The organism is Varibaculum sp. GTC20041, from assembly GCF_055387755.1.
Genome location: NZ_AP041144.1, coordinates 1 through 20,982 on the forward strand (window position 1 = coordinate 1; position 20,982 = coordinate 20,982).

The 20,982-nt window shown below is 51.0% G+C and carries 18 protein-coding genes; 11 read left to right on the forward strand and 7 right to left on the reverse strand.

Annotation, left to right across the window (positions count from 1 at the left end; genetic code table 11):
* The 6 genes from dnaA to rplI all read left to right on the forward strand — a co-directional run bounded on the left by dnaA (position 1) and on the right by rplI (position 6,187).
* Positions 1 to 1,413 (forward strand): chromosomal replication initiator protein DnaA, encoded by a 1,413-nt coding sequence (gene dnaA / locus ACZ5BI_RS00005; RefSeq protein WP_464896324.1) that lies wholly within the window; start codon positions 1 to 3, stop codon positions 1,411 to 1,413.
* A gap of 453 nt (positions 1,414 to 1,866) precedes the next feature.
* Positions 1,867 to 4,308, forward strand: coding sequence for a transglycosylase domain-containing protein (locus tag ACZ5BI_RS00010; RefSeq protein ID WP_464896325.1), 2,442 nt, complete (start codon positions 1,867 to 1,869; stop codon positions 4,306 to 4,308).
* A gap of 234 nt (positions 4,309 to 4,542) precedes the next feature.
* Positions 4,543 to 4,827, forward strand: a complete 285-nt coding sequence (rpsF, locus tag ACZ5BI_RS00015) for a 30S ribosomal protein S6 (protein ID WP_464896326.1) — start codon at positions 4,543 to 4,545, stop codon at positions 4,825 to 4,827.
* A gap of 20 nt (positions 4,828 to 4,847) precedes the next feature.
* Positions 4,848 to 5,423, forward strand: a complete 576-nt coding sequence (locus ACZ5BI_RS00020) for a single-stranded DNA-binding protein (RefSeq protein WP_464896327.1) — start codon at positions 4,848 to 4,850, stop codon at positions 5,421 to 5,423.
* A 44-nt stretch (positions 5,424 to 5,467) separates the two neighbouring features.
* The gene (gene rpsR, locus ACZ5BI_RS00025; protein WP_022864511.1) at positions 5,468 to 5,710 is read left to right on the forward strand and encodes a 30S ribosomal protein S18; all 243 of its coding nucleotides are present in this window, start codon (positions 5,468 to 5,470) and stop codon (positions 5,708 to 5,710) included.
* A gap of 15 nt (positions 5,711 to 5,725) precedes the next feature.
* The gene (gene rplI / locus ACZ5BI_RS00030) at positions 5,726 to 6,187 is read left to right on the forward strand and encodes a 50S ribosomal protein L9 (RefSeq protein WP_101929521.1); all 462 of its coding nucleotides are present in this window, start codon (positions 5,726 to 5,728) and stop codon (positions 6,185 to 6,187) included.
* Positions 6,188 to 6,316: 129 nt separating this feature from the next.
* On the opposite strand, the gene ACZ5BI_RS00035 is transcribed toward rplI, so the two are convergent.
* Positions 6,317 to 7,630 (reverse strand): MATE family efflux transporter, encoded by a 1,314-nt coding sequence (locus ACZ5BI_RS00035; RefSeq protein WP_464896328.1) that lies wholly within the window; start codon positions 7,628 to 7,630, stop codon positions 6,317 to 6,319.
* Positions 7,631 to 7,864: 234 nt separating this feature from the next.
* Between ACZ5BI_RS00035 and dnaB the strand changes: the two genes are divergently transcribed.
* Positions 7,865 to 9,190, forward strand: a complete 1,326-nt coding sequence (dnaB, locus tag ACZ5BI_RS00040) for a replicative DNA helicase (protein WP_464896329.1) — start codon at positions 7,865 to 7,867, stop codon at positions 9,188 to 9,190.
* A 39-nt stretch (positions 9,191 to 9,229) separates the two neighbouring features.
* Here dnaB and ACZ5BI_RS00045 read toward each other — a convergent pair whose 3' ends face one another.
* From ACZ5BI_RS00045 to ACZ5BI_RS00055, 3 genes are all read right to left on the reverse strand, one after another.
* Complete coding sequence (locus tag ACZ5BI_RS00045) at positions 9,230 to 11,782, reverse strand: MMPL family transporter (RefSeq protein WP_464896330.1); 2,553 nt, start codon at positions 11,780 to 11,782, stop codon at positions 9,230 to 9,232.
* 209 nt (positions 11,783 to 11,991) lie between these two features.
* A complete protein-coding gene (locus ACZ5BI_RS00050) occupies positions 11,992 to 13,182 on the reverse strand; it encodes a hypothetical protein (RefSeq protein WP_464896331.1) in 1,191 nt (396 codons plus the stop codon).
* Positions 13,183 to 13,199: 17 nt separating this feature from the next.
* Positions 13,200 to 14,417, reverse strand: coding sequence for a hypothetical protein (locus tag ACZ5BI_RS00055; protein WP_464896332.1), 1,218 nt, complete (start codon positions 14,415 to 14,417; stop codon positions 13,200 to 13,202).
* Positions 14,418 to 14,739: 322 nt separating this feature from the next.
* On the opposite strand from ACZ5BI_RS00055, the gene ACZ5BI_RS00060 reads away from it, so the two are divergent.
* From ACZ5BI_RS00060 to pntB, 4 genes are all read left to right on the forward strand, one after another.
* Entirely contained in the window at positions 14,740 to 15,183 is a 444-nt protein-coding gene (locus ACZ5BI_RS00060) for a hypothetical protein (protein WP_464896333.1), read from the forward strand.
* Between the two features lie 24 nt (positions 15,184 to 15,207).
* Complete coding sequence (locus ACZ5BI_RS00065) at positions 15,208 to 15,426, forward strand: carbon storage regulator (protein ID WP_101929513.1); 219 nt, start codon at positions 15,208 to 15,210, stop codon at positions 15,424 to 15,426.
* A 155-nt stretch (positions 15,427 to 15,581) separates the two neighbouring features.
* Entirely contained in the window at positions 15,582 to 17,141 is a 1,560-nt protein-coding gene (locus tag ACZ5BI_RS00070; protein WP_101929512.1) for a Re/Si-specific NAD(P)(+) transhydrogenase subunit alpha, read from the forward strand.
* A 3-nt stretch (positions 17,142 to 17,144) separates the two neighbouring features.
* Complete coding sequence (pntB, locus tag ACZ5BI_RS00075) at positions 17,145 to 18,686, forward strand: Re/Si-specific NAD(P)(+) transhydrogenase subunit beta (protein ID WP_288291398.1); 1,542 nt, start codon at positions 17,145 to 17,147, stop codon at positions 18,684 to 18,686.
* A 141-nt stretch (positions 18,687 to 18,827) separates the two neighbouring features.
* Here the strand turns inward: pntB and ACZ5BI_RS00080 are convergent, their stop codons facing one another.
* The 3 genes from ACZ5BI_RS00080 to trxB all read right to left on the reverse strand — a co-directional run bounded on the left by ACZ5BI_RS00080 (position 18,828) and on the right by trxB (position 20,923).
* Positions 18,828 to 19,544, reverse strand: a complete 717-nt coding sequence (locus ACZ5BI_RS00080) for an LmeA family phospholipid-binding protein (protein ID WP_464896334.1) — start codon at positions 19,542 to 19,544, stop codon at positions 18,828 to 18,830.
* A gap of 90 nt (positions 19,545 to 19,634) precedes the next feature.
* On the reverse strand, positions 19,635 to 19,964 hold the full coding sequence (trxA, locus tag ACZ5BI_RS00085) for a thioredoxin (RefSeq protein ID WP_464896335.1): 330 nt from the start codon (positions 19,962 to 19,964) through the stop codon (positions 19,635 to 19,637).
* Positions 19,965 to 20,002: 38 nt separating this feature from the next.
* Positions 20,003 to 20,923, reverse strand: a complete 921-nt coding sequence (trxB, locus tag ACZ5BI_RS00090; RefSeq protein WP_464896336.1) for a thioredoxin-disulfide reductase — start codon at positions 20,921 to 20,923, stop codon at positions 20,003 to 20,005.
* Between the last annotated feature and the right edge of the window lie 59 nt (positions 20,924 to 20,982).

The window sequence follows — 20,982 nt, forward strand, 5'->3', positions numbered from 1 at the left end:
ATGTCAAGTTCGCTACAGTCAGTCTGGCAAGACGCGATCCGACAGTTAAAACAAAATCCCCAGGTAGGTCAAGCGGATCTGGCCTTCGTAAGAATGTCAAAACCCTTAACCACCTACGAAAACACCATTATCATTGCCACTCCCAATAACTATTCAAAATCAATTATTGAGACCCGGCTAGCTCCTTTTTTACGGCAATCACTTTCTGCAGCTACCTCTCGCGACGTCATTTTGGCGGTTTCGGTAGATCCCTCTTTGGATACTGGACAGACCGTTAATCCTTCCGAACACCAAACGGTTGCTCCCCTTCCTCAAAAAAGTGAAAGTACCACTACTAAAACCAGTACCACTTCTCGAGAAAAAAAGCCGTTTGAAAGCCGTTTGAACTCAAAATATACTTTTGAATCCTTCGTAATCGGAGCTTCCAATCGCTTCGCTCACGCGGCGGCTATCGCAGTCGCCGAAGCTCCCGCTAAAGCCTATAACCCCCTCTTTGTGTACGGTGGTTCCGGGCTGGGAAAAACTCACCTGCTTCACGCCATTGGCAACTATGCGCTGAACCTTTATCCCCATATCAAAGTGCGTTATGTAAACTCTGAGGAATTCACCAACGACTTCATCAATTCGGTATCAGAGGGCAGTGCCCACGAATTCCAAAGGCGCTACCGCAATATCGATATTTTGATGATTGATGATATCCAGTTCCTACAGGGAAAAGAACAAACTATCGAGGAGTTTTTCCATACTTTTAACTCCCTACATAATGACAACAAGCAGGTAGTTATTACTTCCGATGTTCCTCCCAAAAAATTAGAAGGATTCGAGGAGCGACTACGGTCTCGTTTTGAGTGGGGACTATTAACTGATGTGCAGCCTCCGGATCTCGAAACTCGAATCGCTATTTTGCGTAACAAAATCCGTCAGGAAAAAGTGGAGGCGCCCTCGGAGGTCTTGGCCTATATCGCTTCGCGGTTTACTATCAATATTCGCGAGCTGGAAGGTGCCCTGCTTAGGGTTACTGCTTTCGCTTCCCTAACTAAGCAACCCTTGACCCTACAGCTAGCAGAGATGGTGCTTAAAGATATTGTTTCTGACCCTAATGATCAGGAAATCACCCCCGCTCTGATTAAGGCACAAACGGCTGGATATTTTGAAACCACCGTTAATGACTTATGCTCGCCTTCGCGTTCGCGTTCGCTAACCGAGGCACGCCAGATAGCCATGTACTTGTGCCGGGAACTTACCGAGCTATCATTACCGCAGATTGGCAAGGAGTTCGGAGGACGTGACCACACTACGGTAATGCACGCCAATAAGAAGATCACCCAACTGATGAAGTCGAAACCGCAAATTTTTGATCATGTCAATGAATTAACCAACCAAATTCGACAGGCCGCTCGCCACGCAAAGTGACTTAGTCAATAAAATCACGACAACACCCGCTTATCTAAGGAAAGTTTTGACTTCTTTTTTACCTTTATTTTTGAATACTTCTACCTGCAAAACTACAAAATTATAGTTCTCATGATTACAGGTTAAAGCTGGTTTCTCCACACCTGTGCATAACCCTGTGTATAGCTGGGGATCGTAGTTATAAAATTGTTCATAAACCGGGCATCATTTGCTCGAAATTTTTCTGTCCCCAAAACGATCCCCAGAACCATAGCCAGCAATTCACAGGCTTAAAACCCTTATAAACTGCATGTTTAACTGATAATCCCGATAATTCTAGGCAGTGATGACTATTAAAGAGTTAAAAATAATTTCTAAATAATTCACCATTGCAGCGGCAGAACACCAAATGAAAATTGCCATTAGCTTTGAAATCTAAGTAATTCAATCCTTTTCCTAAGCTAACCTGTATTTATGACCGAACAGCACTCATCGCGTGGCAATAAAGCTGGAGAACATAAGTTTTCCTCTCGGGCTGAACGCCGCAAACATGAAAAAGCGCAATTTCAGGCACGGGCACAAGAGGGGGATCAACGTATTTTTGCCCCTATTAACCCGGATCAGTACGGTAGTTCTTCTAAACCGGGTGCTAGTGCTGCCCGCAAAACACAAAATGTTCCCTACAGTGCAGTTAAGCCCCGGTATGTGCCAAATAAAAAATCCACCGCGCCCTCTTCCCAAACTAAAAATAGAGTTAAGACGCAGGCAGCTGGTAAAGGTGACAACAACAAAAAGTCTAAGACAGCTGTCGGTAATAAAACTTCCAAACAAAAGCACCCAAAGGGCAAGAACACTTCGGGCCGCAGTAGAGTCGGACTTTGGGTAAAAAGAATCTTAGGATTGATAACTGGCTTAGTTCTGGTGGCAATTATTGCCGGATGTATAACTTTCTTAATTGCCTACTATCGCCTGGAAGTACCTGAGGCACAAAAATTTGCGAACGCCCAGGTAACTACCGTTTATTGGGGTGATACGAACAAGATGATGGGAAAGTTTGCTGAACGTAACCGTACCATCGTAGACACTAAGTCTTTCGAAAACTCCTATATTCGTGATGCCGTAGTAGCCAGCGAAGACCGCACTTTTTACGAAAACAGCGGGATTGATATTAAAGGTATTGCCCGCGCCTTGTGGAATAACGTGCGAGGGCGTCCCACCCAGGGCGCTTCTACCCTCACCCAACAATATGTAGAGAACTACTACACCGGAAAAAACACGGGGTATACCGGAAAATTTAAAGAAACCATTTTGGCGTTAAAGATAAATAGACAGGTACCGAAAGAAAAAATTCTTAATGACTACTTGAATACCATCTATTTCGGTAGGGGGGCCTATGGGATCGAAGCAGCAGCTAACGCCTATTTTGGTAAGAGTGCTAAAGATCTGAATTTGTCAGAATCAGCCTTACTTGCCGGGATTATTCCCGCCCCTAATGCTTGGGATCCACTAGTTAGCCCCGAAAAAGCTCAGCAACGTTGGCAGCGGGTATTAAACCTCATGGCTGCCGACAATATGATCAAAAAGAATGAAAAGAATGCCGCAGAATTTCCTCAGGTACAAAAGAAAAAGCAGGAAGGAACCTATTTTAAGGGCACCACAGGATATCTGCTCCAACATGTACGCCAAGAATTAGTAACGCAAATCGGCTATACCGAAGATGAGATCGATCGAGCGGGGATTCGGATTTATACGACTATCGATCCAGAAAAACAGAAGCTGTTGGAAGAGGCAGTCGGTACCCTCCCGGAGAATAGACCTGAAGGATTAAGAGTAGCAGCTACCTCGATCGATACCGCTACGGGAGCGGTAATCGCTGAATATGGGGGACCGGATTATCAAAAAGTTCAACGCAACGCGGTAACTCAAGACGTAGCCCAAGCCGGGTCGACCTTTAAACCATTTGCGCTTCTAGCAGCCCTCGAGCATGGTCATAAACTATCGGAGAAAATCAATGGTTCTGGCCCGATGAAAATAGGGGATGCTTGGGTAGGTAATTATGGAGGTGCCTCCTACGGTCAAGTAGACCTGATCAAAGCTACAAAATACTCGATTAACACCGCCTATGTCCGGCTTAATAGCGAAATCGGTATGGATGCCACCCGGCAGGTGGCGATTGCGGCTGGATACTCTAAGAACACGGTGGGGTTGGATAAAAATTCAGTCGTGGGGGTATTAGGAACTAGTTCTCCCCATAACTTAGAGATCGCGGAAGCTTATACCACTTTCGCTACCGGAGGTATCAGGCGAACAGCTCATATCATTGATAAGGTTACCGATTCGTCTGGCAATATTCTCTACGAAGCTGATACTGCTGGTATTCGCCAGTTTGAAGAAGAAAACATTTCAGAGTTGACTAAAGCGTTATCGGCGGTAGCTGAGACTGGAGGTACCGGTGATACTGCCGGAAAACTCGGTCGACCGGTAGCGGCGAAAACGGGATCTTCAAACGATAACCGCTCTGCACAGTTTGTGGGTTATGTACCGCAAATGGTGACTGCAATTTCCATGTATCAGGTAGGAAAAAATGGGGCAGAAGAATCCATTACCCCCTTTGGTGGGGTAAGGGAAGTAACCGGTGGTACTTGGCCGGCTAAACTATGGTTGGCATATATGAGACCGGCGGTTAAAGGCCTGGAGCCGCAGCCCTTATTTTCTTCTGAAACCAGCAAATATCGGGTGAGGCCGAAAGAAAAGAATACCCCCTATAAGACTGCGGAAGTGCCTTCAGCTCCTCCGCCAGAAACGGTAGGTAATCCGCTCACGGTTCCTAGCAGCTCTGCTCCTGCCAGTTCGCCGCCTCCGCAATCCCCAGAGGCTCCGGAATCGTCTTCTCCAGCTGCTCCTCCTAGTCCCTAGGGAAAGCGAGGTATTAGGGACTGCTTTAACGCACCCTGCTCGCCCTGCTACCCGCGAGGTGAAGGTGGGTTTTATCTGCGGAGGTTAAAAAAGAGCGTTTCCTAACAATGTTTGATAACGGCTAGAAATAGTGCTTTAAACTAAGTTATCCTGTAGTGCGACCTTTGGGTCGTATGCATAAGCCCTCCTGCCGCGGAAGGACCGTGGCCGTTAGACCAAAGGAGGTGGGTTGAGATGCGTAAATATGAGATGATGGTGATCCTGAATCCCGAAATCGACGAACGCACCGTAGCCCCGGCATTGGAGAAACTACTAAATGTGGTTTCTGCTAATGGGGGAAGCGTAGACGCGACCGATATTTGGGGCAAACGTCGCCTGGCATATCAGATTGAAAAATACTCTGAAGGGATCTATGCGGTCATCGAGATGACCACTAACCCGCAGATTGCTGAGGAGCTAACCCGGCAGCTGTCGCTAAACGAATCTGTTTTGCGCACTAAGTTGTTGCGGCGCGATTAAGTTCGCGGAGAGGAACAAAGATGGCTGGAGAAACCCAGATAACGGTTATTGGGAATCTGACTGCAGATCCCGAGCTGCGCTATACCGCGCAATCGGTGCCAGTGGCTTCGTTTACCGTGGCCTCCACTCCCAGAACCTATAATCGCGCCTCCGGACAGTGGGAAGATGGCACTGCCATGTTTCTGCGTTGTTCAGCGTGGCGGGAAATGGCCGAAAATATCGCTGAATCTTTAACCAAAGGCATGCGAGTGATTGTTCACGGTCGCTTGCAGCAACGTAATTGGGAACGGGATGGACAGAATCGTTCCTCAATAGAGATTCAAGTCGACGAAATCGGTCCTTCCTTGCGTTATGCGCAAGCCCAAGTTACCCGGATTCCGCGCTCAGGTGCAGGCGGATTTAATCAGGGAGGACAGGGCGGCTTTGGCGCAGGTGCTCCAGCCGGCAATTTCAATCAAGGTGGGGGATTTAACGGAGGGGCTGCCGCGAACTTGGGAACAGGTTCCATGACGGCCGCGCAGCCGGCGGGGGATGAAAATCCCTGGGCTGCTCCTGCCACCAGCGATAACGGCGAGGACAATGAACCGCCGTTCTAAAGTTTCAGGATAAGACCTTAGGGTCACACCATTAAGGAGTAAATATGGCGAAGAAAGTTCTTCGCGCGAAGCCGATTAAGAAAAAGGCTAACCCGCTACGTAATATGCCGGTTGAAAAAATCGACTATAAAGATACCCCGTTCTTGCGGAAGTTTATTTCCGATCGCGGAAAGATTCGTTCGCGCCGGGTTACCGGAGTTAGCGTTCAGCAGCAGCGCGCTATCGCTAAGGCAGTTAAGAATGCCCGCGAAATGGCGTTGCTTCCCTACACTAGTTCTGGTCGCTGATAGGAGGGTTTAGTCATGGCAACAGCCAAAATTATTTTGAATATGGATGTACCGGGGCTGGGTTCCTCCGGGGACGTAGTAACCGTAGCTCGCGGATATGCCCGCAACTACCTGGTACCGCGGAAAATGGCGCACCCTTGGACTAAGGGCGCCCAAAAGCAGATCGATGAAATGATTCGCGCGCGCCGCCGTCGGGAAATCTCTAACGTAGAGGACGCCCGGGCAGTACGCGATGCTATCGAAGCCCACAATACCGTGGTAGTTTCCAAGCGGGCCGGACATTCCGGTCGCCTCTTTGGAGCAGTATCCACTCAGGATGTGGTGGCAGCGGTTAAAGAACAGATCGGGCAAACCATTGACCGGCGCAAAGTTATTATTGAAAAGCCGATCAAAGCGGTCGGAAAATATCAGATTCAAATCAATTTGCATGAAGATATTAGCGCCAAACTGTTTGTAAACGTTGAGGGCGGCAAGTAGGTAAGTTCTTACCTGGCAGCACTTAACTAATAAAAAGTAGGGTGAGCAAGATTAACCTCTTGCTCACCCTACTTTTATCTGTAGATGAACTAGGGTTCTACCAGCAGTAACCGGCTCAATTCATAGTAGCTAGAGCCAAGCGTCGGTGCGGATACGCAGCCACAGCGAGGCCGCCCTCCCGCCAATAAAAACCAATCCGTAGATAGCCCATAAACCAGCTAAACCCCAGGCTCCTTCAGGGAGGAGGCCAGCTAGTAAAATCGCCGGTAGATAGATAGCAAACACTATGGCCATCGCTTTTGCCAGGTATTTAGTATCATCAGCGCCGATCAAGTAACCGTCGTAAATGTAGGTTAAGGCTGCCAGTGGTTGCATAAGACCCACCACGATGATGGCGGGGACACAAACGGATAATAGCTCAGGATCTGCCGTAAATAGGTGTGGCGAAAAGCTAGAGGTAGCTGCAAATACTAGACCAATCAGGGTGCCAAAACCCAGTGCCCAGCGGTTTAACTGGGCGATTAGCACCCGTATTTTTCGCTCCTCGCCCTCACCGAGAGCGTTGGCGAGGAGAGCCTGAGCTGCGATCGCTAATGCGTCTAGCCCGAATGCCGCTAGGGTCCACAGAGTTTTTAGAATCTGATAGCCCGCCAAAGTTGCTGCCCCCAGGCGGGCCGCCTGCCAAGTCGTGACTACGATAGCCGCCTGCAGAAAAAGCGAACGGAGAACTAAAGGTAATCCGTGCATACCGGAATGAAAAATTAGTTGTATATCAGGGCGAGCCGATACTCCTTCCGCTCGAAGTTTTTTAACTACCACTATCCACAGCCAAATAGCCATGAAGAACTGGCAAATCGCGGTGCCAGTGCCCGCCCCCGCCACCCCGAGAGAGCATCCGAAAATTAAGAATGCGGAAACCGGTACGTTAAGAATAGCTGCGCTGGTAGTTACCAAAAGAGGAGTGCGAGTATCTAATAATCCCCTCAATACCCCGTTAGCAGCTAATACAGACAGCATGGCGACAAGTCCGGGAGCCGAGACTATTAAGTAGCGACGTGCCAAATCCGCAACTTGCTTCTCAGCTTCGAAAAGGCCAATGATTTGCGGGGCAAAATCAATCAAGACTATTGCCAAGGCGCCACCCAACAGCGCCCCCAACCACATTCCCTGAATACCTAAACGCAGACCTTCAGCGCGTTTACCTGCCCCAATGGCTCTGCCGGTCACCGCAGTAGTGGTGTAGGCGAGGAATACACAGATTCCCACTACCAGGGTAAGTACCGTCGAACCGATAGCTAATCCTGCCAAATCTGGGGTTCCTACATGCCCGACCAGGATGGAGTCAGCCATCCTTAACACCGGCTCGGCGATTAAGGATCCGAGGGCAGGTAAAGCCAAAGCCAAAACCTGGCGGTTAAGACTGGTTTTCTTAGGCTTTTCCACGAATCTTCCTCTATTTTCTATACACAATCTGTGAATAACTCTGTTAGTAGTTTCCCAGTTTGTAACTGGTTTATAAACTTGGGGTTATTCACTACCCACATATTCCCCGATATTTCCACAGGTTATTAACACTGTCTGCACCAAATTTTACGAGTTTTCAACAGGGGCTTTTCTGGTTATACCTGCGGGATGTGGCACAATCAAAGAGTTTGTAGTTCTTTCCAGGAGGTAGCGATGACAGATTTTGATCGGACACCTCCGCAAGATATTGCCGCAGAACAATCCGTATTGGGAGCGATGATGCTCTCCAAAGATGCGATTGCCGATGTCACCATGACGATCAGGGGAGAAGACTACTATCGTCCGGTGCATCAGACTATCCACGAAGTAATCTTGGATCTATTTGGTCGCGGGGAACCGGTAGATGCGGTGACCGTAGCTGGGCAATTAAAGCGCCGCGGTGACTTGGAGAGAATCGGGGGCGCCCCCTATTTACATCAACTAATCTCCGGGGTTCCTACCGCCGCAAACGCGGGATATTATGCCCGGATCGTGCGGGAGAGGGCGCAGCTGCGTTCCCTGGTGCAGGCGGGCACCCGGGTGGTGCAACTAGGTTACGCTGACGATGGCGGTGACGTAGATGAGCTGATAAACCAGGCACAAAGTGAAATCTATGCAGTCAGTGAACGCGGAGATAGCGAAGACTACCGCCCGATCACCGAATTTTTAGATGAAACCGTAACTGAACTGCAAGAACTACAAAAAAATGGGGGCATGTCTTCGGGGGTTCCCACCGGTTTTTATCAATTAGATAATCTCACCCATGGCTTGCACCCCGGGCAGTTGGTGATTGTGGCCGCTCGCCCGGCAATGGGTAAATCTACCTTGGCACTGGATTTTTGTAGAAACGCAGCGATCCATCACGACCTTACTTCCGTGATTTTCAGTCTAGAAATGGACGGAACGGAAATTTCGCGGCGCATGATTTCCGCGGAATCCGGGGTGTCTATGTCGCGGCTCAGCGCGGGAGATTTAGAGGACGCAGATTGGACAAAAATAGCCCAGGTGCTATCCCGCTGTTCCCAGGCTCCGCTGTATATAGATGATTCTCCGAATATGACCATGCCGGAGATACGTTCAAAATGTCGACGGCTCAAGCAGCAAAACGATTTGAAATTGGTAGTGGTGGACTACCTCCAGTTGATGAGTTCCGGTAAACGGGTAGAGTCCCGGCAACAAGAAGTAGCGGAGTTTTCTCGCTCTTTAAAACTGCTAGCTAAAGAACTAGAAATCCCGGTGGTGGCAGTCGCCCAGCTAAACCGCGGACCCGAACAACGAATCGAACACAAACCAATGCTTGCTGACCTGCGAGAATCTGGTTCGTTGGAACAGGATGCGGATGTGGTAATGCTGCTAAATCGCCCAGAAGTTTACAATCAGGAAGATCGTCCCGGGGAGGCAGATGTGATTATCGCTAAACACCGTAACGGTCCCACCGCAACCATTCCCTTAACCTTCCTCGGGCGTTTGTCTAAGTTCGGTAATCCCGCCCGCGAGTAAGTTTTCTGGTAGCGTCGCCATGTTCGTCCTCGACCCGCCCTAGTGTCCAGGAAGGGGCAGCCGGGAGCGGAAAGACCGCAGCCATTTGGGAGCCCACCAATTAGCTTTTCCGCAGATTGCCATAATGGCGGGTACTAGTCCCATGCGTACTAAAGTAGCGTCCAGGGCTACCGCCACCGCTAAGGTAAATCCAATCTGTTTTATGGCTTGGATGCCTCCGGTGGTAAAACCGAGGAACACTACTAGCAGAATTAATGCTGCGGAAGTAATAGTTGAGGCCGAATGAGTAAGTCCCTCCCGCACCGCACGTTTGTTATCTGCGGTTTCATCCCAGATTTCTTTCACCCTAGAAACTAGGAACATTTCATAATCCATTGATAAGCCAAAACCGAAGCAAAACACGATCGCCACTACATAAGATTCCACTGCGCCCAAGGAAGTGAAACCTAGCAGCTTCTCTCCATGACCATATTGGAAAACCCATACGGCTACCCCTAAGGAAGACATTAAAGACACCATATTTAATACCAAGGCTTGCAGTGGTAGCAGCAACGCCCCGGTCATCAGGAACAACATTAAATAGGTAGTGAGGGCGACTACCGCAAATACGTAGGGAGCGTATTCGTAAAGGGTGTCTTGGAAATCGGTTTGTAGTGCAGCTTCTCCGGTCACCCAAATTTTAAAGGGGGCAGGTAACTGGCGTACCTCTTGCATTTCTTGTTTCACTTGCGCGGCGAAGGCATCTTTTTCTTTCGTGTAAACATCCAGAGCCGCGTATTGTTGGCCATCTATTTTCAGGTCTTCGGCGGGTCGAATTCGTTTCACATGGGATAGCGGTTCCACTTCTTCTTCTGCCCAAGTTTGCAGCTTTTGCGGGGTGGTTTTGGCTACCAAACGGATTTGTGGGTTTGCCGAGTCGGGGAAGCGTTCCCACATATCCCATAATGCCCCGATTTGCGGGATTGACCGCGGCATCGATTCTACCGCGGAGGAACGCATTTGCATCTGGTAGAGCGGAAGAGACATCACCACTAACACTAGGGTCACCACTACTAGCACTGGCCAGGGACGGCGGGTCACGAAAGTTGATACCGCGCGAAAAACGGGAGAGGGATCGTCTTCGGAGCGCTCGCGGGAACGGCGCAGTAAATGGCGGCGTATCCAGTTCATCCAGTGGGAAAACTTGGAGGGAGAAGCCAGGCTCGGTCCGAACAGCATCATCAGGGCAGGCAAAAACGTCATATTAGAAATCATCGCCAGCATGGTTACTAACACTCCGCCGATGCCCATCAGACGCAGTAATGGTAGCGGGAAGATACATAGCCCCAAGATTGCGAGGGAGACAATTAGAGCCGAAAAGAAAACCGTGGCTCCGGCAGTGTCCATAGTTTTATCTAGAGCCTGAAGATAGGGTTTGCGGGCACGCAGGAGTTGGGTGCGGTAATCTTTCCGAGTGGCGATACCGATTTTCCTATCGCCTTCGCGGCGCGAAGCAACTAATAATTGCAGCACGCGAGGGTAAAAAATAAAGGTATCTTCCTGGCCGTGAATACCACGTTTATGCAGTTCATGGCGGTAACGAGACACGATTAGTAATCCGTAGTCAATCGATAGCCCCAGCCCGAGGAAAGAAACAATATTGACTACGAATGATTCCACAGTGATCAGATAAGTCAGTGCCAGGATCAGCATTAAGGTGATTCCAATGGCAGCCCCGGCTCCCATTAGCGGCAGCAAGGCAGCTAACATTCCCCCGAAAACTATGGTCATGATCAGCAGAGAAATTGGAATCGAAATTCCTTCCCCGCGTAACATATCGGCTTTGACTTGCCCATTGGCAGCATTTTGCAAACCGATGTTATCGACTACATTAACGGTGGCAGTAACATTTGAACCGGAAAAATAATCAGGTATTTCCTCTAAAATCCGGGCTACCTGGTCGCGGGCATCTGGGTCAACCTGGTCATAGCCGCTGGCAGCTAGCTGCACGTTGACTAGGAAAGTTTTTCCGTCCTCGGCAATCATCTGCTGGAGTTCACTGGACTGGATAGTTTTCCAAGCCGGGGGTAGCTGACTGTTGAAAGCTTTTTTAACCTCCCTTTCGGCACGCTGCTTTGCTTTTTCTAGTTGCTGGCCACTAGCGCCCTTAGCTCTAGCGACTTGCTCGGCCTGGGTTCTTCCCTGCGCTAATGCCTGCGCTAATGCCCGGTCAATTTGTTCTTGAGCTTTTTTCCCGGCGGGGAGCTGGGGGTCAAAGGCGATAAAGGGATCTGCGATCTGTTTTACCTTACTTACCTGCAACAGATCCGCGTGTAGCGGGCGCAGCATTTTTGCAATCTGATCAGCATGTTTTTCTAAATCCGGTATTTCAACTACTGCCGTTACCGGATAGGTATCGCGGTGGCCTTGCTCATACAGTTTCTTACCCACGGCTGATTCCGAAGCGGGGCTGGCCGGCTGGGGGGTAATTAACCTTTCAAATAGTGGTTTTCCCCCTAGACCCGAAAATACCGCGACGATGGCGAGAGTTACGGTTAGCAACCAGATAGTTACGATGAAGCCTGGGTGTTTTCCCCACCAAAAGCGCTTCATCCGTTTCATATTTTCAATTGTGCTGGTTCTGGCGTCAGAGTGCAGGCAAATCAGGTAAAGATTTTAAATCGGACGCAGGGTAACTCCGGAACTGCTGGCTCCGTGCCGGTTTAACTGGGTAATTGATACTTTGATAGTTGGGGGAACGTAATAATCTAGGTGACAATTATCGGTAGCAAGCTGCGGGGACTGGGGATAGGGCGAGGATTTTAAGAACCAAAATCCTCAAACCAGGAAGCGGAAGGCATCCGAAAATTGCTGCCTCCCCGTTTTTTGATCTGCTCTATTAGGGAATCACTATCTTTTGCTACCCGCTTCAAACTGGCAGAAACCTTACTAGTAGCGGGAGTACCTCTCTCCAGTTTCCAGTATTTTTGGCGAGTTTTTAAAGCTTCCTGATTGCAGTAAACCAGCTGCTGAGCAGCCTGGACTAAAACATCAGTGGATTTGGGTTCCTCACTGGTTTTTATCGTCACTAAAGCTAGGTTGTAGTTCACCTGGCAGCCAGCCAATACGGCCTGGGGTTCAGTCATTTTTGCTTCCAGAACGAACGGCATTTTCTTACTAGCCCGAGATAAATATTTGTTAGCATTTTGCAGGTCGCCGGCGTTTAGATAGGTGGTTCCCAGGTTGTAGTTCACCAGCCACCGATCGGCTAGTAGGCGGGAGTCGGCTTGGCGTAGACGCAGATCTTGCGCCAAGGAAGGATCCCCCTGCCGGTCTGCGCGGACTGCCTGTTGTTCTAGTAGCCAACTTTGGGTTTGCAGCCCGGAAATAACTAGCAGACAGAGCACGGTTAAGGTTACTGGCACTATCCAAAACCGGGATCTGCGAGGAGGTTTGATTACCAGATCCTGGCGGGTATTTAGAGCGTGGGCGTGGAGTTGGCTGCGATAGCTAATCTGGGAGAGCGCGGCCGTTAGCGTGGCAGTGTCGCTAGGAGAAACCTGGGCGCGCCCTTCCCAGGGAGTTTGTCCGGGGAATTGGTCGGGATGAGACAGCGTCGAAATCAGGGCAGCCAGTTCTGGCCAGTCCGTGGCTACCAGCTGTTGCGGGTGATAGTTACCCCAACCGGCGGTGCGGTAATACTGTTCGCTTAGATTTCTTAAGATTTTGCCGAGGATGACTCGGCGAGCGCTAGTATCTAAAGCCGCGTATCGAGGATCGGCTCCTAGGGAAGCCAGCCGCTGACGGTAAGCAGCCAGTAGGCGGTATAAATTCTCGTGGCGACGCGCACTAAAAGTCAGGATGGGGGAGCGGGAGGCACTTTGGTAAAAAACCACGGTCCATACCACTAGCAGCGTGGCCACCACTATCAGGGCGGCCGCACCTACCAGCGCCATAAAGGAATGCTCCATTAGGGGCTGAATAGGGAAGTTGGCAGTTGAGTATGGGAGCATAGATCCCTTCCAATGCCTTAGTGATTTAGTGGTGGTTGCGAAGTAGGAGCCGAGTTAGGGGGCATAAATGACTGCGTTGGCGGCGCCGGGAACTGTGGGTAAGGCTGGGGCTGTCCGCTTTGACCTGCCGGTGGTACTGGTTCCCCGTAGTAAGACTGTGGAGGGTAGGGGTAGACAGGGTATTGTCCCGGCTGGTAGTAGCCCGGGTACTGATTAAACTGCGACTGGTTCCTAAAGGCTGCGGTTAAGTCAGTGACTGGTTTTTTCGCAATGGTCTGGTAGATAGCCAAGATGCAAGCTGCTAGGACTACCGCGGAAAACACCCAAGTTAGACCGCCGATAATCCAATAAATCCAACCAACCTTTTCTAGCTGCCCTTCATTGCTAAATAGAGTTCCATACAGACTAATTCCGTGGTAATCCCCGTTTAGTCCCAAGAAACAAGCGGCAGCGGGGGAGGCCAAACCAATAATGAAATTTGCCAGCCCCAAAGTCCCGCTTACTCCCAGAACTACGAAGTAGGCCGGACGCGGCTTAATTACCGCGCAGGCGGCAGCCGCGATTAATAAAATCATGCCCACCGCGTGAATCACCGGAGTAGTGGTGGCGGCCAATAATAAGAACAGGCTGATTAGAAGCGCTGGTGCCGGGGAAATAGGCTCACTGGGTTTACTAGCCAGTACCGATCCGGTAATAATTCCCCCGATAAGTATCAAGACGAATAACACGGAGAAAATTAGGAGGGTCGTGGGGAAATACGATCCGTTTTGGGAAATTCCGAGCACCATATTTATCAGCACGCAAACCCATCCTCCGGTGATTACCCCACTGGCCACCCAAGCTGTGGCGTAGGTAAACCCGCCAACTTGCTTAGCGGTAGCCAGGATGAAAGCAACTAGCAGGGCTTGCCCTAGAGTTAAGAACAATAAACCGGTACCCGCCGCTGCAGCTGAATCCAGCTTTGAGACCGCAATTACGATGTATCCCACCAAAATAAAGAACAGGGCGAAGGGGATAAACCAAATCCGGTTTCGTTTCACGCTGTTTAGTAGCCAAGAAAGGTCGGTTCCGGTTTGGGGGGCAGGCATGCCTCCCGGGTATCCCGCCGGGGGATAGGGGTATTGGCTATTAAATCCATTATTGCCAGGTAAGGGGTAAGCAGCGGGAGATAATCCGGGCTGCGGATTTCCCTGCGGTAGATTGCTGGGCGGATAGGGATAATTTGGGGACGACATTTTTCTCCCGACTCTCTTAGCAAACAGTTACGTAAACTTCTAATATAAAGCTACCAGTGACCCTAAGTTTAGAGTTGCTACCTGATCCAAGCAATAATATTCGCTAGCTGGCGCTGAAATCGTGCCTACAATTCCTGTTTATTAAGACCAGCATCTTTAGTGGCGGTTTCTAGAGACTGATTACTAGTCACCATCGGGGAAGAAACCAGAATTTTTTGGTGTCCCGTAAAAACCAAAGTCTGGCTTTTAGAACAGTTCTTCTTCACAGTTTGCGGGCTTAATCTACAATTGCAATCGAGAGTAAGTAACAGGAGGTAACGCAATGACCTATCGGGAGCGGCAGGTTCCTAGTGATCACGAGCTGGAAGCTCTGCTCGCTGATACTCGCGCTCTCCTTGCCGAAAAAGCCCGATGGGAAAATGACCAGATAAATCGCGACTTAGACGTGTTATTACACCGGGTACGCGGGGCAAAACGGGTCTCTTACTCCCAGGTACTGCGTCAGCGTGCCCAAAGGTGGCAACAGAATCCGGAAAATACTGTCGCGCCCTCGGAACAGGAAAAGACTCCTCACTTAGACTCGGGGCTGCCCTCTTGGATAGGCAAAGACGAAGCCCCGGATAAATTGGCTGATCAGCTAGCCCGTTCAGAAGCAGCGATTAGGGAACAGTCCCGTGAAGGGGAAAGCGAAGATTTAGATATCCCAGAAGATATCCTGGAATCTGTTGACGGGGAGATTCCTCCAGATTCCGATAATAATTTTTAATCACTATCTAGGAGGCAGGCAAGGATGCTAGTACTAACCCGCAGACGCGGAGAAGAGATCGTGATCGGGGATCAGGTCGTGATTACGGTGGTGGAGTCACATAAGGACTCGGTGAGACTGGGAATTAGTGCCCCTAAGGATTTAACTATTCGTCGCGGCGAATTGTTAGAGCAACCAGATCGGGAACGCCTGGGATTAGAAGGACCAGGACCGGGATCTAAGCAGGCCACGCCGGAAAAATAGTTTTTTTATCTTCCCCTTTCCCCGGGTAGCATTTTATTAGCTGGACTTGGAGTGCGCGCGTAACCGCCGCCGAGTACGCTAAAAATAAGTTATTCACTAGTAAAATAAGTGGATAAATATTGGTATTTTAAAAGCCAAAACTATAAGGAGTAACTGTGCGAATTGGAGTTCCCAAAGAGCCCACGCCAGGCCAAACCTTGGTTGCCGCCACTCCGGATACGGTAAAGAAACTCATCAAACTGGGATATCAAGTCCTAGTCGAGAGGGGGGCGGGAGAAAAAGCCGCCTATCTTGATGAGCAGTATTCGGCCGCCGGAGCGGAGATCGTGGATACTCAGGCCGCCTGGCAGGCCGATATCGTAACCGTCCTGGATACACCCCCCACCAACTACCTGGATTTGGTCAAACCCGGAGCGCTCTTAATAGCCCGGATGGCACCAGGCCGTCACCCTGAGACAGTAGATGCACTGGTAGAGCGGGGTATTACTGGGTTTGCGATGGATACGGTTCCGCGAATTTCTCGGGCACAATCTATGGATGTGCTCTCTTCCATGTCCAACGTTTCCGGTTATCGCGCGGTCATTGAAGCTGCGGAAAGTTTCGGCCGCCTCTTTACCGGTCAGGTAACCGCGGCCGGAAAAATTCCGCCCGCCAAGGTCTATGTGATCGGCGTAGGGGTAGCCGGCCTGGCTGCTATCGGTACCGCCAACTCGATGGGTGCCCAGGTTAGCGCCACGGATGTGCGCAGTGAAACTGCCGAGCAAGCAGAATCGGTAGGCGCGACTTTTGTGCCCATCCCGATTGCGCAAGAAAAATCCGATGATGGTTACGCCAAAGAAATGAGCGCGGATCAAGCCGATGCTGCCACCAAGCTCTACACCGAGCAGGCCGCCGCGAATGACATTGTAATCACCACTGCGAATATTCCCGGTCGCCGCTCGCCGCTGCTAATCACTAAAGAGGCAGTAGCGGCCATGGCTCCCGGTTCAGTCATCGTGGATATGGCCGCCGCTGGCGGCGGTAACTGTGAATTGACCCAACCCGGCAAAAAGGTAGTTACCGAAAACGGGGTTACCATAATTGGCTACACCGACCTAGCCGGAAGGCTGCCGGGACAGTCATCACAGCTGTATGGACAAAATATTGTTAACCTGTTTAAGCTGATCACTCCGGAAAAAGACGGAAATTACGTCCTCGATATGGAAGACGAAGTAGTCCGGGGGATTACGGTCGCCAAGGACGGGGAAAATATGTTCCCCCCGCCCCCCATTCAAGTGCACGCGGCGCCTGCTACCCCTGCTAAGGCAGAATCAGTAGAGGATGCCGCGGCCAGTGCGCGCCAGAAAGCTGAAGAGGCGGCGGCTAAGAAACGCAAGCGTTTACTGTGGGCAACGGTAGGGATAGTTTTAGGGCTGGCTCTGATTGCCGCCACCCCCAAGCCGCTGATCCCCTACTACTTCATTTTGATGCTGGCGATTGTAGTGGGCTTCTATGTGATTACCTCTGTTACTCACTCGCTGCACACTCCGTTAATGAGTGAAACTAACGCCATTTCCGGAATTATTTTAGTGGGCGCCATATTGCAGGTAGGCAGCGCTAACCCACTGGTGTCCGCGCTGAGCTTCCTGGCAATCCTGGTGGCCTCGATTAATATTTTCGGCGGTTTCTCGGTAACGCACCGGATGCTGGCCATGTTCCGGGGGGAGGAGAAGTAAGAAATGAGTAACGTGCTATTTGCGGTAACCCCCACCCTGGTTGCCAGTGCTTCTAAAGGCGAATTTTTGATTAGCAGAGGGCAAAGCATTGCCTATCTGATTGCGGCGCTGCTGTTTATTTTGGCGCTCGCGGGTCTGTCTAAAAATGAGACCGCCCTGCGCGGTAACCGTTTCGGCGCGATCGGAATGTTGGTGGCCGTGGTCGCTACTATCGCGGTGGCGCTACATAATGCGGGTGGACCTGGATATCAATCCACCCTCGTAACCGCGCTTTTAATAGCGGTAGCGATGATTGCAGGTGCGATTATCGGGCTGTGGCGCGCCAAAACTATTCCTATGACCGGCATGCCGGAACTGGTAGCCATGCTGCACTCCTTTGTAGGTTTAGCGGCGGTGCTGGTGGGATATAACACCTTCATTCACATGCCCTCCGAATTTAAAAAAGCAGGCGCTGACGCGGCCACCGCGATTAATCCCGCCACGGTAGGGTTCCATCTCGGGGAAGTAGGAGTAGGGATATTTATCGGCGCGGTTACCCTCACCGGTTCTATCGTCGCCTACCTGAAACTATCGGGAAAGATTAAGGGCGCGCCCCTGACGCTGCCGGGACGGAACTGGCTGAACGCTATCGCCATTATCGTGTCTATCGTGCTCATCGGAGTGATGGTGCGCGGCTCGCACCTGAGCGCTACCACTATGACCTTGACTTGGATGCAGTGGGTGGCCATCATCGTGATGACTGTAATTGCCCTGGTACTAGGACTACACCTGGTGGCCGCGATCGGCGGCGGCGATATGCCGGTAGTGGTTTCGATGCTTAACTCTTACTCCGGTTGGGCAGCGGCTGCCGCGGGCTTCATGTTGGGTAACAATATGCTGATCATCGCGGGTGCCCTGGTGGGCTCTTCTGGTGCCTACCTGTCCTACATCATGTGTAAAGCCATGAACCGTTCGTTTGTCTCCGTGATTTTGGGAGGCTTCGGCTCTGACGGGGGACCGGCTAAGGGGGCAGACACCGATTATGGCGACTATACCGAAACCAGTGCGGCTGAGGTCGCGCAAGCGTTAAAGGACGCCTCCAGCGTGATTATTACCCCCGGTTACGGAATGGCGCAGGCACAAGCCCAGTTCCCGGTAGCAGATCTGACTGCCAAGCTGCGCGAGGCAGGAGTAAACGTGCGTTTCGGGATCCACCCGGTAGCCGGACGGATGCCCGGACATATGAACGTGCTGCTGGCAGAAGCTAAAGTACCCTATGACGTGGTGCTGGAAATGGATGAGATTAACGACGACTTCCCCGATACCGACGTAGTGCTGGTGATTGGGGCAAACGATACTGTTAATCCCGATGCCACTAAACCGGGCAGCCCGATCGCGGGAATGCCGGTACTGGAAGTGTGGAAAGCCCGCCAAGTAGTGGTGTTTAAGCGTTCGATGAATCCGGGTTATGCCGGGGTGCAAAATCCGCTGTTCTTTAACGACAACACCGATATGCTCTTTGGTGACGCGAAAGCCTCGGTAGAAGAGATCGTGCGCAGCCTGTAGCCCGATCCCTAAAATAGGGGTTCCGTACCCGAAAGCCAGGGGCGGGATCGAAGTAGGTATCTGCTACTTCGACCCCGCCCCGTTTTCACCTTTGCAGGTACTAGCCGGTCAATACCCGGTGATTAACCGGTAAACCCAAAATCAGGAAACAGAATTCTTTTGCATCAAGATATTTTCCCCGGTCAGCTTAAATTTGAGGTGATCGGCTTTAATCTCTACTGCGCTTAGCTGCAGATTGGCGGGCAAGCCGGTGATCGGGATATTGATGGTGGGTACGAATTCCGGCAGTTTCAGGCGAGCCTGCAGGTGGCGCGGCAATTCAGTTTGGAGAGCAGTGGGTGTAATTACCAGGGTGGGGGTCAAACCATCTGCCCCGCCAGCTAGGGAGAGCTGTCCCGTAGCTAGGATCTCTTGCCCCCACTTCTGGGTAGCAAAAGTTAGCTTCCCGGCATCCAGTTTTACTTTTACCCCCGGAGCCTTTGCCTCCACTAGCTGCGCTACGGTTTCTTGGCTGAGATTGCCTTCAGCGTGCAATTGGCCGATTCTCTCGATATTTAACCGTCCGGCGGTCAGATCCAGCTGATTGAGCTGGGCGCGGACGGCGGTTATGGGGATGGCGCCGCCCTCAGCGGCAATATCCAGGCGGGGAATGTTAACATCCACCTGGTTAATCCTGCCGGCCACCAGGGAGGTTAGAAAGGGCAAGTCATTAACTTTAACCGTGGCGTTTTCTGCGCCCCGTTTCTCCAGAGCCTGCGTGCCCTCGCTTTCTGCCCACCAGCAAGTAACCCGATCCAGCACTCCCAGTAGGAGTGCTAGTACGGCTACTACTATTAAAAATCGCTTCAGACTTCGCACCTGTTCATTATAGGGTGCGCAGCATAATTCCTATGCACCCCGCTGAACCCCTAAGTAGACAGGATCGCTGCCGCCTGGAGAGGTGAAAAGCTACTTGGCGATTTCTTGCTGCAACGGTCCCAGGAGTTCCCGCTTGGGGTTAGCTCCCAGAATCCCGCGAGTAATTTCGCCCTGGTTGAAAACCATAAACATGGGGATGGAATTAATCCCGTATTTGGCGGCCAGCTGGGGGTTCTCGTCAATATTTACTTTGACGACTTTAGCTTTCCCGGCAACCTCGGCGGCTACCTCGTCTACTATCGGTCCCATTTGGCGGCAAGGTCCACACCAGGGCGCCCAAAAATCTACCAAAACTGGGGTTTCTGCTTTCAATACTTCCTGGTCAAAGTTATTTTCAGTTACTTCTAAAGGTTTAGTCATCTCGTATTTTCCTCTCTAAATATGGTAAAAATCAGTTCTTAGTCGGCTAGGGAACGCTCGGCATCCAGAGCAGCTCGGCATCCCGAACCCGCGGCAGTGATCGCTTGGCGATAAGTGTGATCCACTAGGTCTCCGCAGGCGAAAACCCCTTTGAGGTTAGTGGCGGTTCCCGGTTCATTAACCCGCACGTATCCGGCCTCATCCAAATCCACTTGGCCGGTTACTAGCTGCGAGCGCGGTTCATGGCCGATCGCTACGAATACTCCGGTGGCATCTAAAGTACTTTCTTTGCCGTCTACCGTTGACTGCAAAGTAAGCGATTCCACTTTATTTTCCCCATTAATTTGGGCAACAGTACTGTTCCAAGCAAAATCAATCTTCGGGTTAGCTTCAGCGCGTTCGGCCATAATCTGGGAGGCACGTAGTTGGTTGCGGCGGTGAATCACCGTCACTTTCTTAGCGAACTTGGTTAAGAACAGCGCCTCTTCCATGGCGGAGTCCCCGCCCCCCACTACTGCCAAGTGCTGGTCTTTGAAGAAGAAACCGTCACAGGTGGCGCAATAGGAAACGCCGCGTCCGGACAGTTCCGCTTCTCCAGGCACGTTTAGTTTGCGGTATTCCGAACCCATAGACAAAATCACGCGGCGCGCCAGATATTCTCCCTCCGAGGTGACTACTTTTTTCTCTTCCCCTGCAAGAGAAACTTCGAGGGCGTCTTCGTAAAGAATTTCGCACCCGAAACGCTCGGCTTGAGCAAGCATATTCGCCATTAGATCCGGGCCTTGAATCCCCTCGGGAAACCCGGGGAAGTTTTCCACCTCGGTGGTGTTCATCAGGGCACCACCGGCAGTTACTTCCCCGGCGATTAATAGGGGGTTAAGCCCCGCGCGGGCAGTGTAGATCGCTGCCGTATAGCCGGCTGGTCCGGAACCGATGATGATAATGTCGCGTACCGACATGGAGCCTCCTAGATCAAGGTCTTAGCGCCGCTATTACTAAAACCATTTTCCCAGCTAAA

Bases quoted from the DNA above. Each gene is read 5' to 3' on its own strand.
- dnaA (WP_464896324.1), top strand. From the start codon at position 1: ATGTCAAGTTCGCTACAGTCAGTCTGGCAAGACGCGATCCGACAGTTA.
- ACZ5BI_RS00010 (WP_464896325.1), top strand. From the start codon at position 1,867: ATGACCGAACAGCACTCATCGCGTGGCAATAAAGCTGGAGAACATAAG.
- rpsF (WP_464896326.1), top strand. From the start codon at position 4,543: ATGCGTAAATATGAGATGATGGTGATCCTGAATCCCGAAATCGACGAA.
- ACZ5BI_RS00020 (WP_464896327.1), top strand. From the start codon at position 4,848: ATGGCTGGAGAAACCCAGATAACGGTTATTGGGAATCTGACTGCAGAT.
- rpsR (WP_022864511.1), top strand. From the start codon at position 5,468: ATGGCGAAGAAAGTTCTTCGCGCGAAGCCGATTAAGAAAAAGGCTAAC.
- rplI (WP_101929521.1), top strand. From the start codon at position 5,726: ATGGCAACAGCCAAAATTATTTTGAATATGGATGTACCGGGGCTGGGT.
- dnaB (WP_464896329.1), top strand. From the start codon at position 7,865: ATGACAGATTTTGATCGGACACCTCCGCAAGATATTGCCGCAGAACAA.
- ACZ5BI_RS00045 (WP_464896330.1), bottom strand. From the start codon at position 11,782: ATGAAGCGCTTTTGGTGGGGAAAACACCCAGGCTTCATCGTAACTATC.
- ACZ5BI_RS00050 (WP_464896331.1), bottom strand. From the start codon at position 13,182: ATGCTCCCATACTCAACTGCCAACTTCCCTATTCAGCCCCTAATGGAG.
- ACZ5BI_RS00055 (WP_464896332.1), bottom strand. From the start codon at position 14,417: ATGTCGTCCCCAAATTATCCCTATCCGCCCAGCAATCTACCGCAGGGA.
- ACZ5BI_RS00060 (WP_464896333.1), top strand. From the start codon at position 14,740: ATGACCTATCGGGAGCGGCAGGTTCCTAGTGATCACGAGCTGGAAGCT.
- ACZ5BI_RS00065 (WP_101929513.1), top strand. From the start codon at position 15,208: ATGCTAGTACTAACCCGCAGACGCGGAGAAGAGATCGTGATCGGGGAT.
- pntB (WP_288291398.1), top strand. From the start codon at position 17,145: ATGAGTAACGTGCTATTTGCGGTAACCCCCACCCTGGTTGCCAGTGCT.
- trxA (WP_464896335.1), bottom strand. From the start codon at position 19,964: ATGACTAAACCTTTAGAAGTAACTGAAAATAACTTTGACCAGGAAGTA.
- trxB (WP_464896336.1), bottom strand. From the start codon at position 20,923: ATGTCGGTACGCGACATTATCATCATCGGTTCCGGACCAGCCGGCTAT.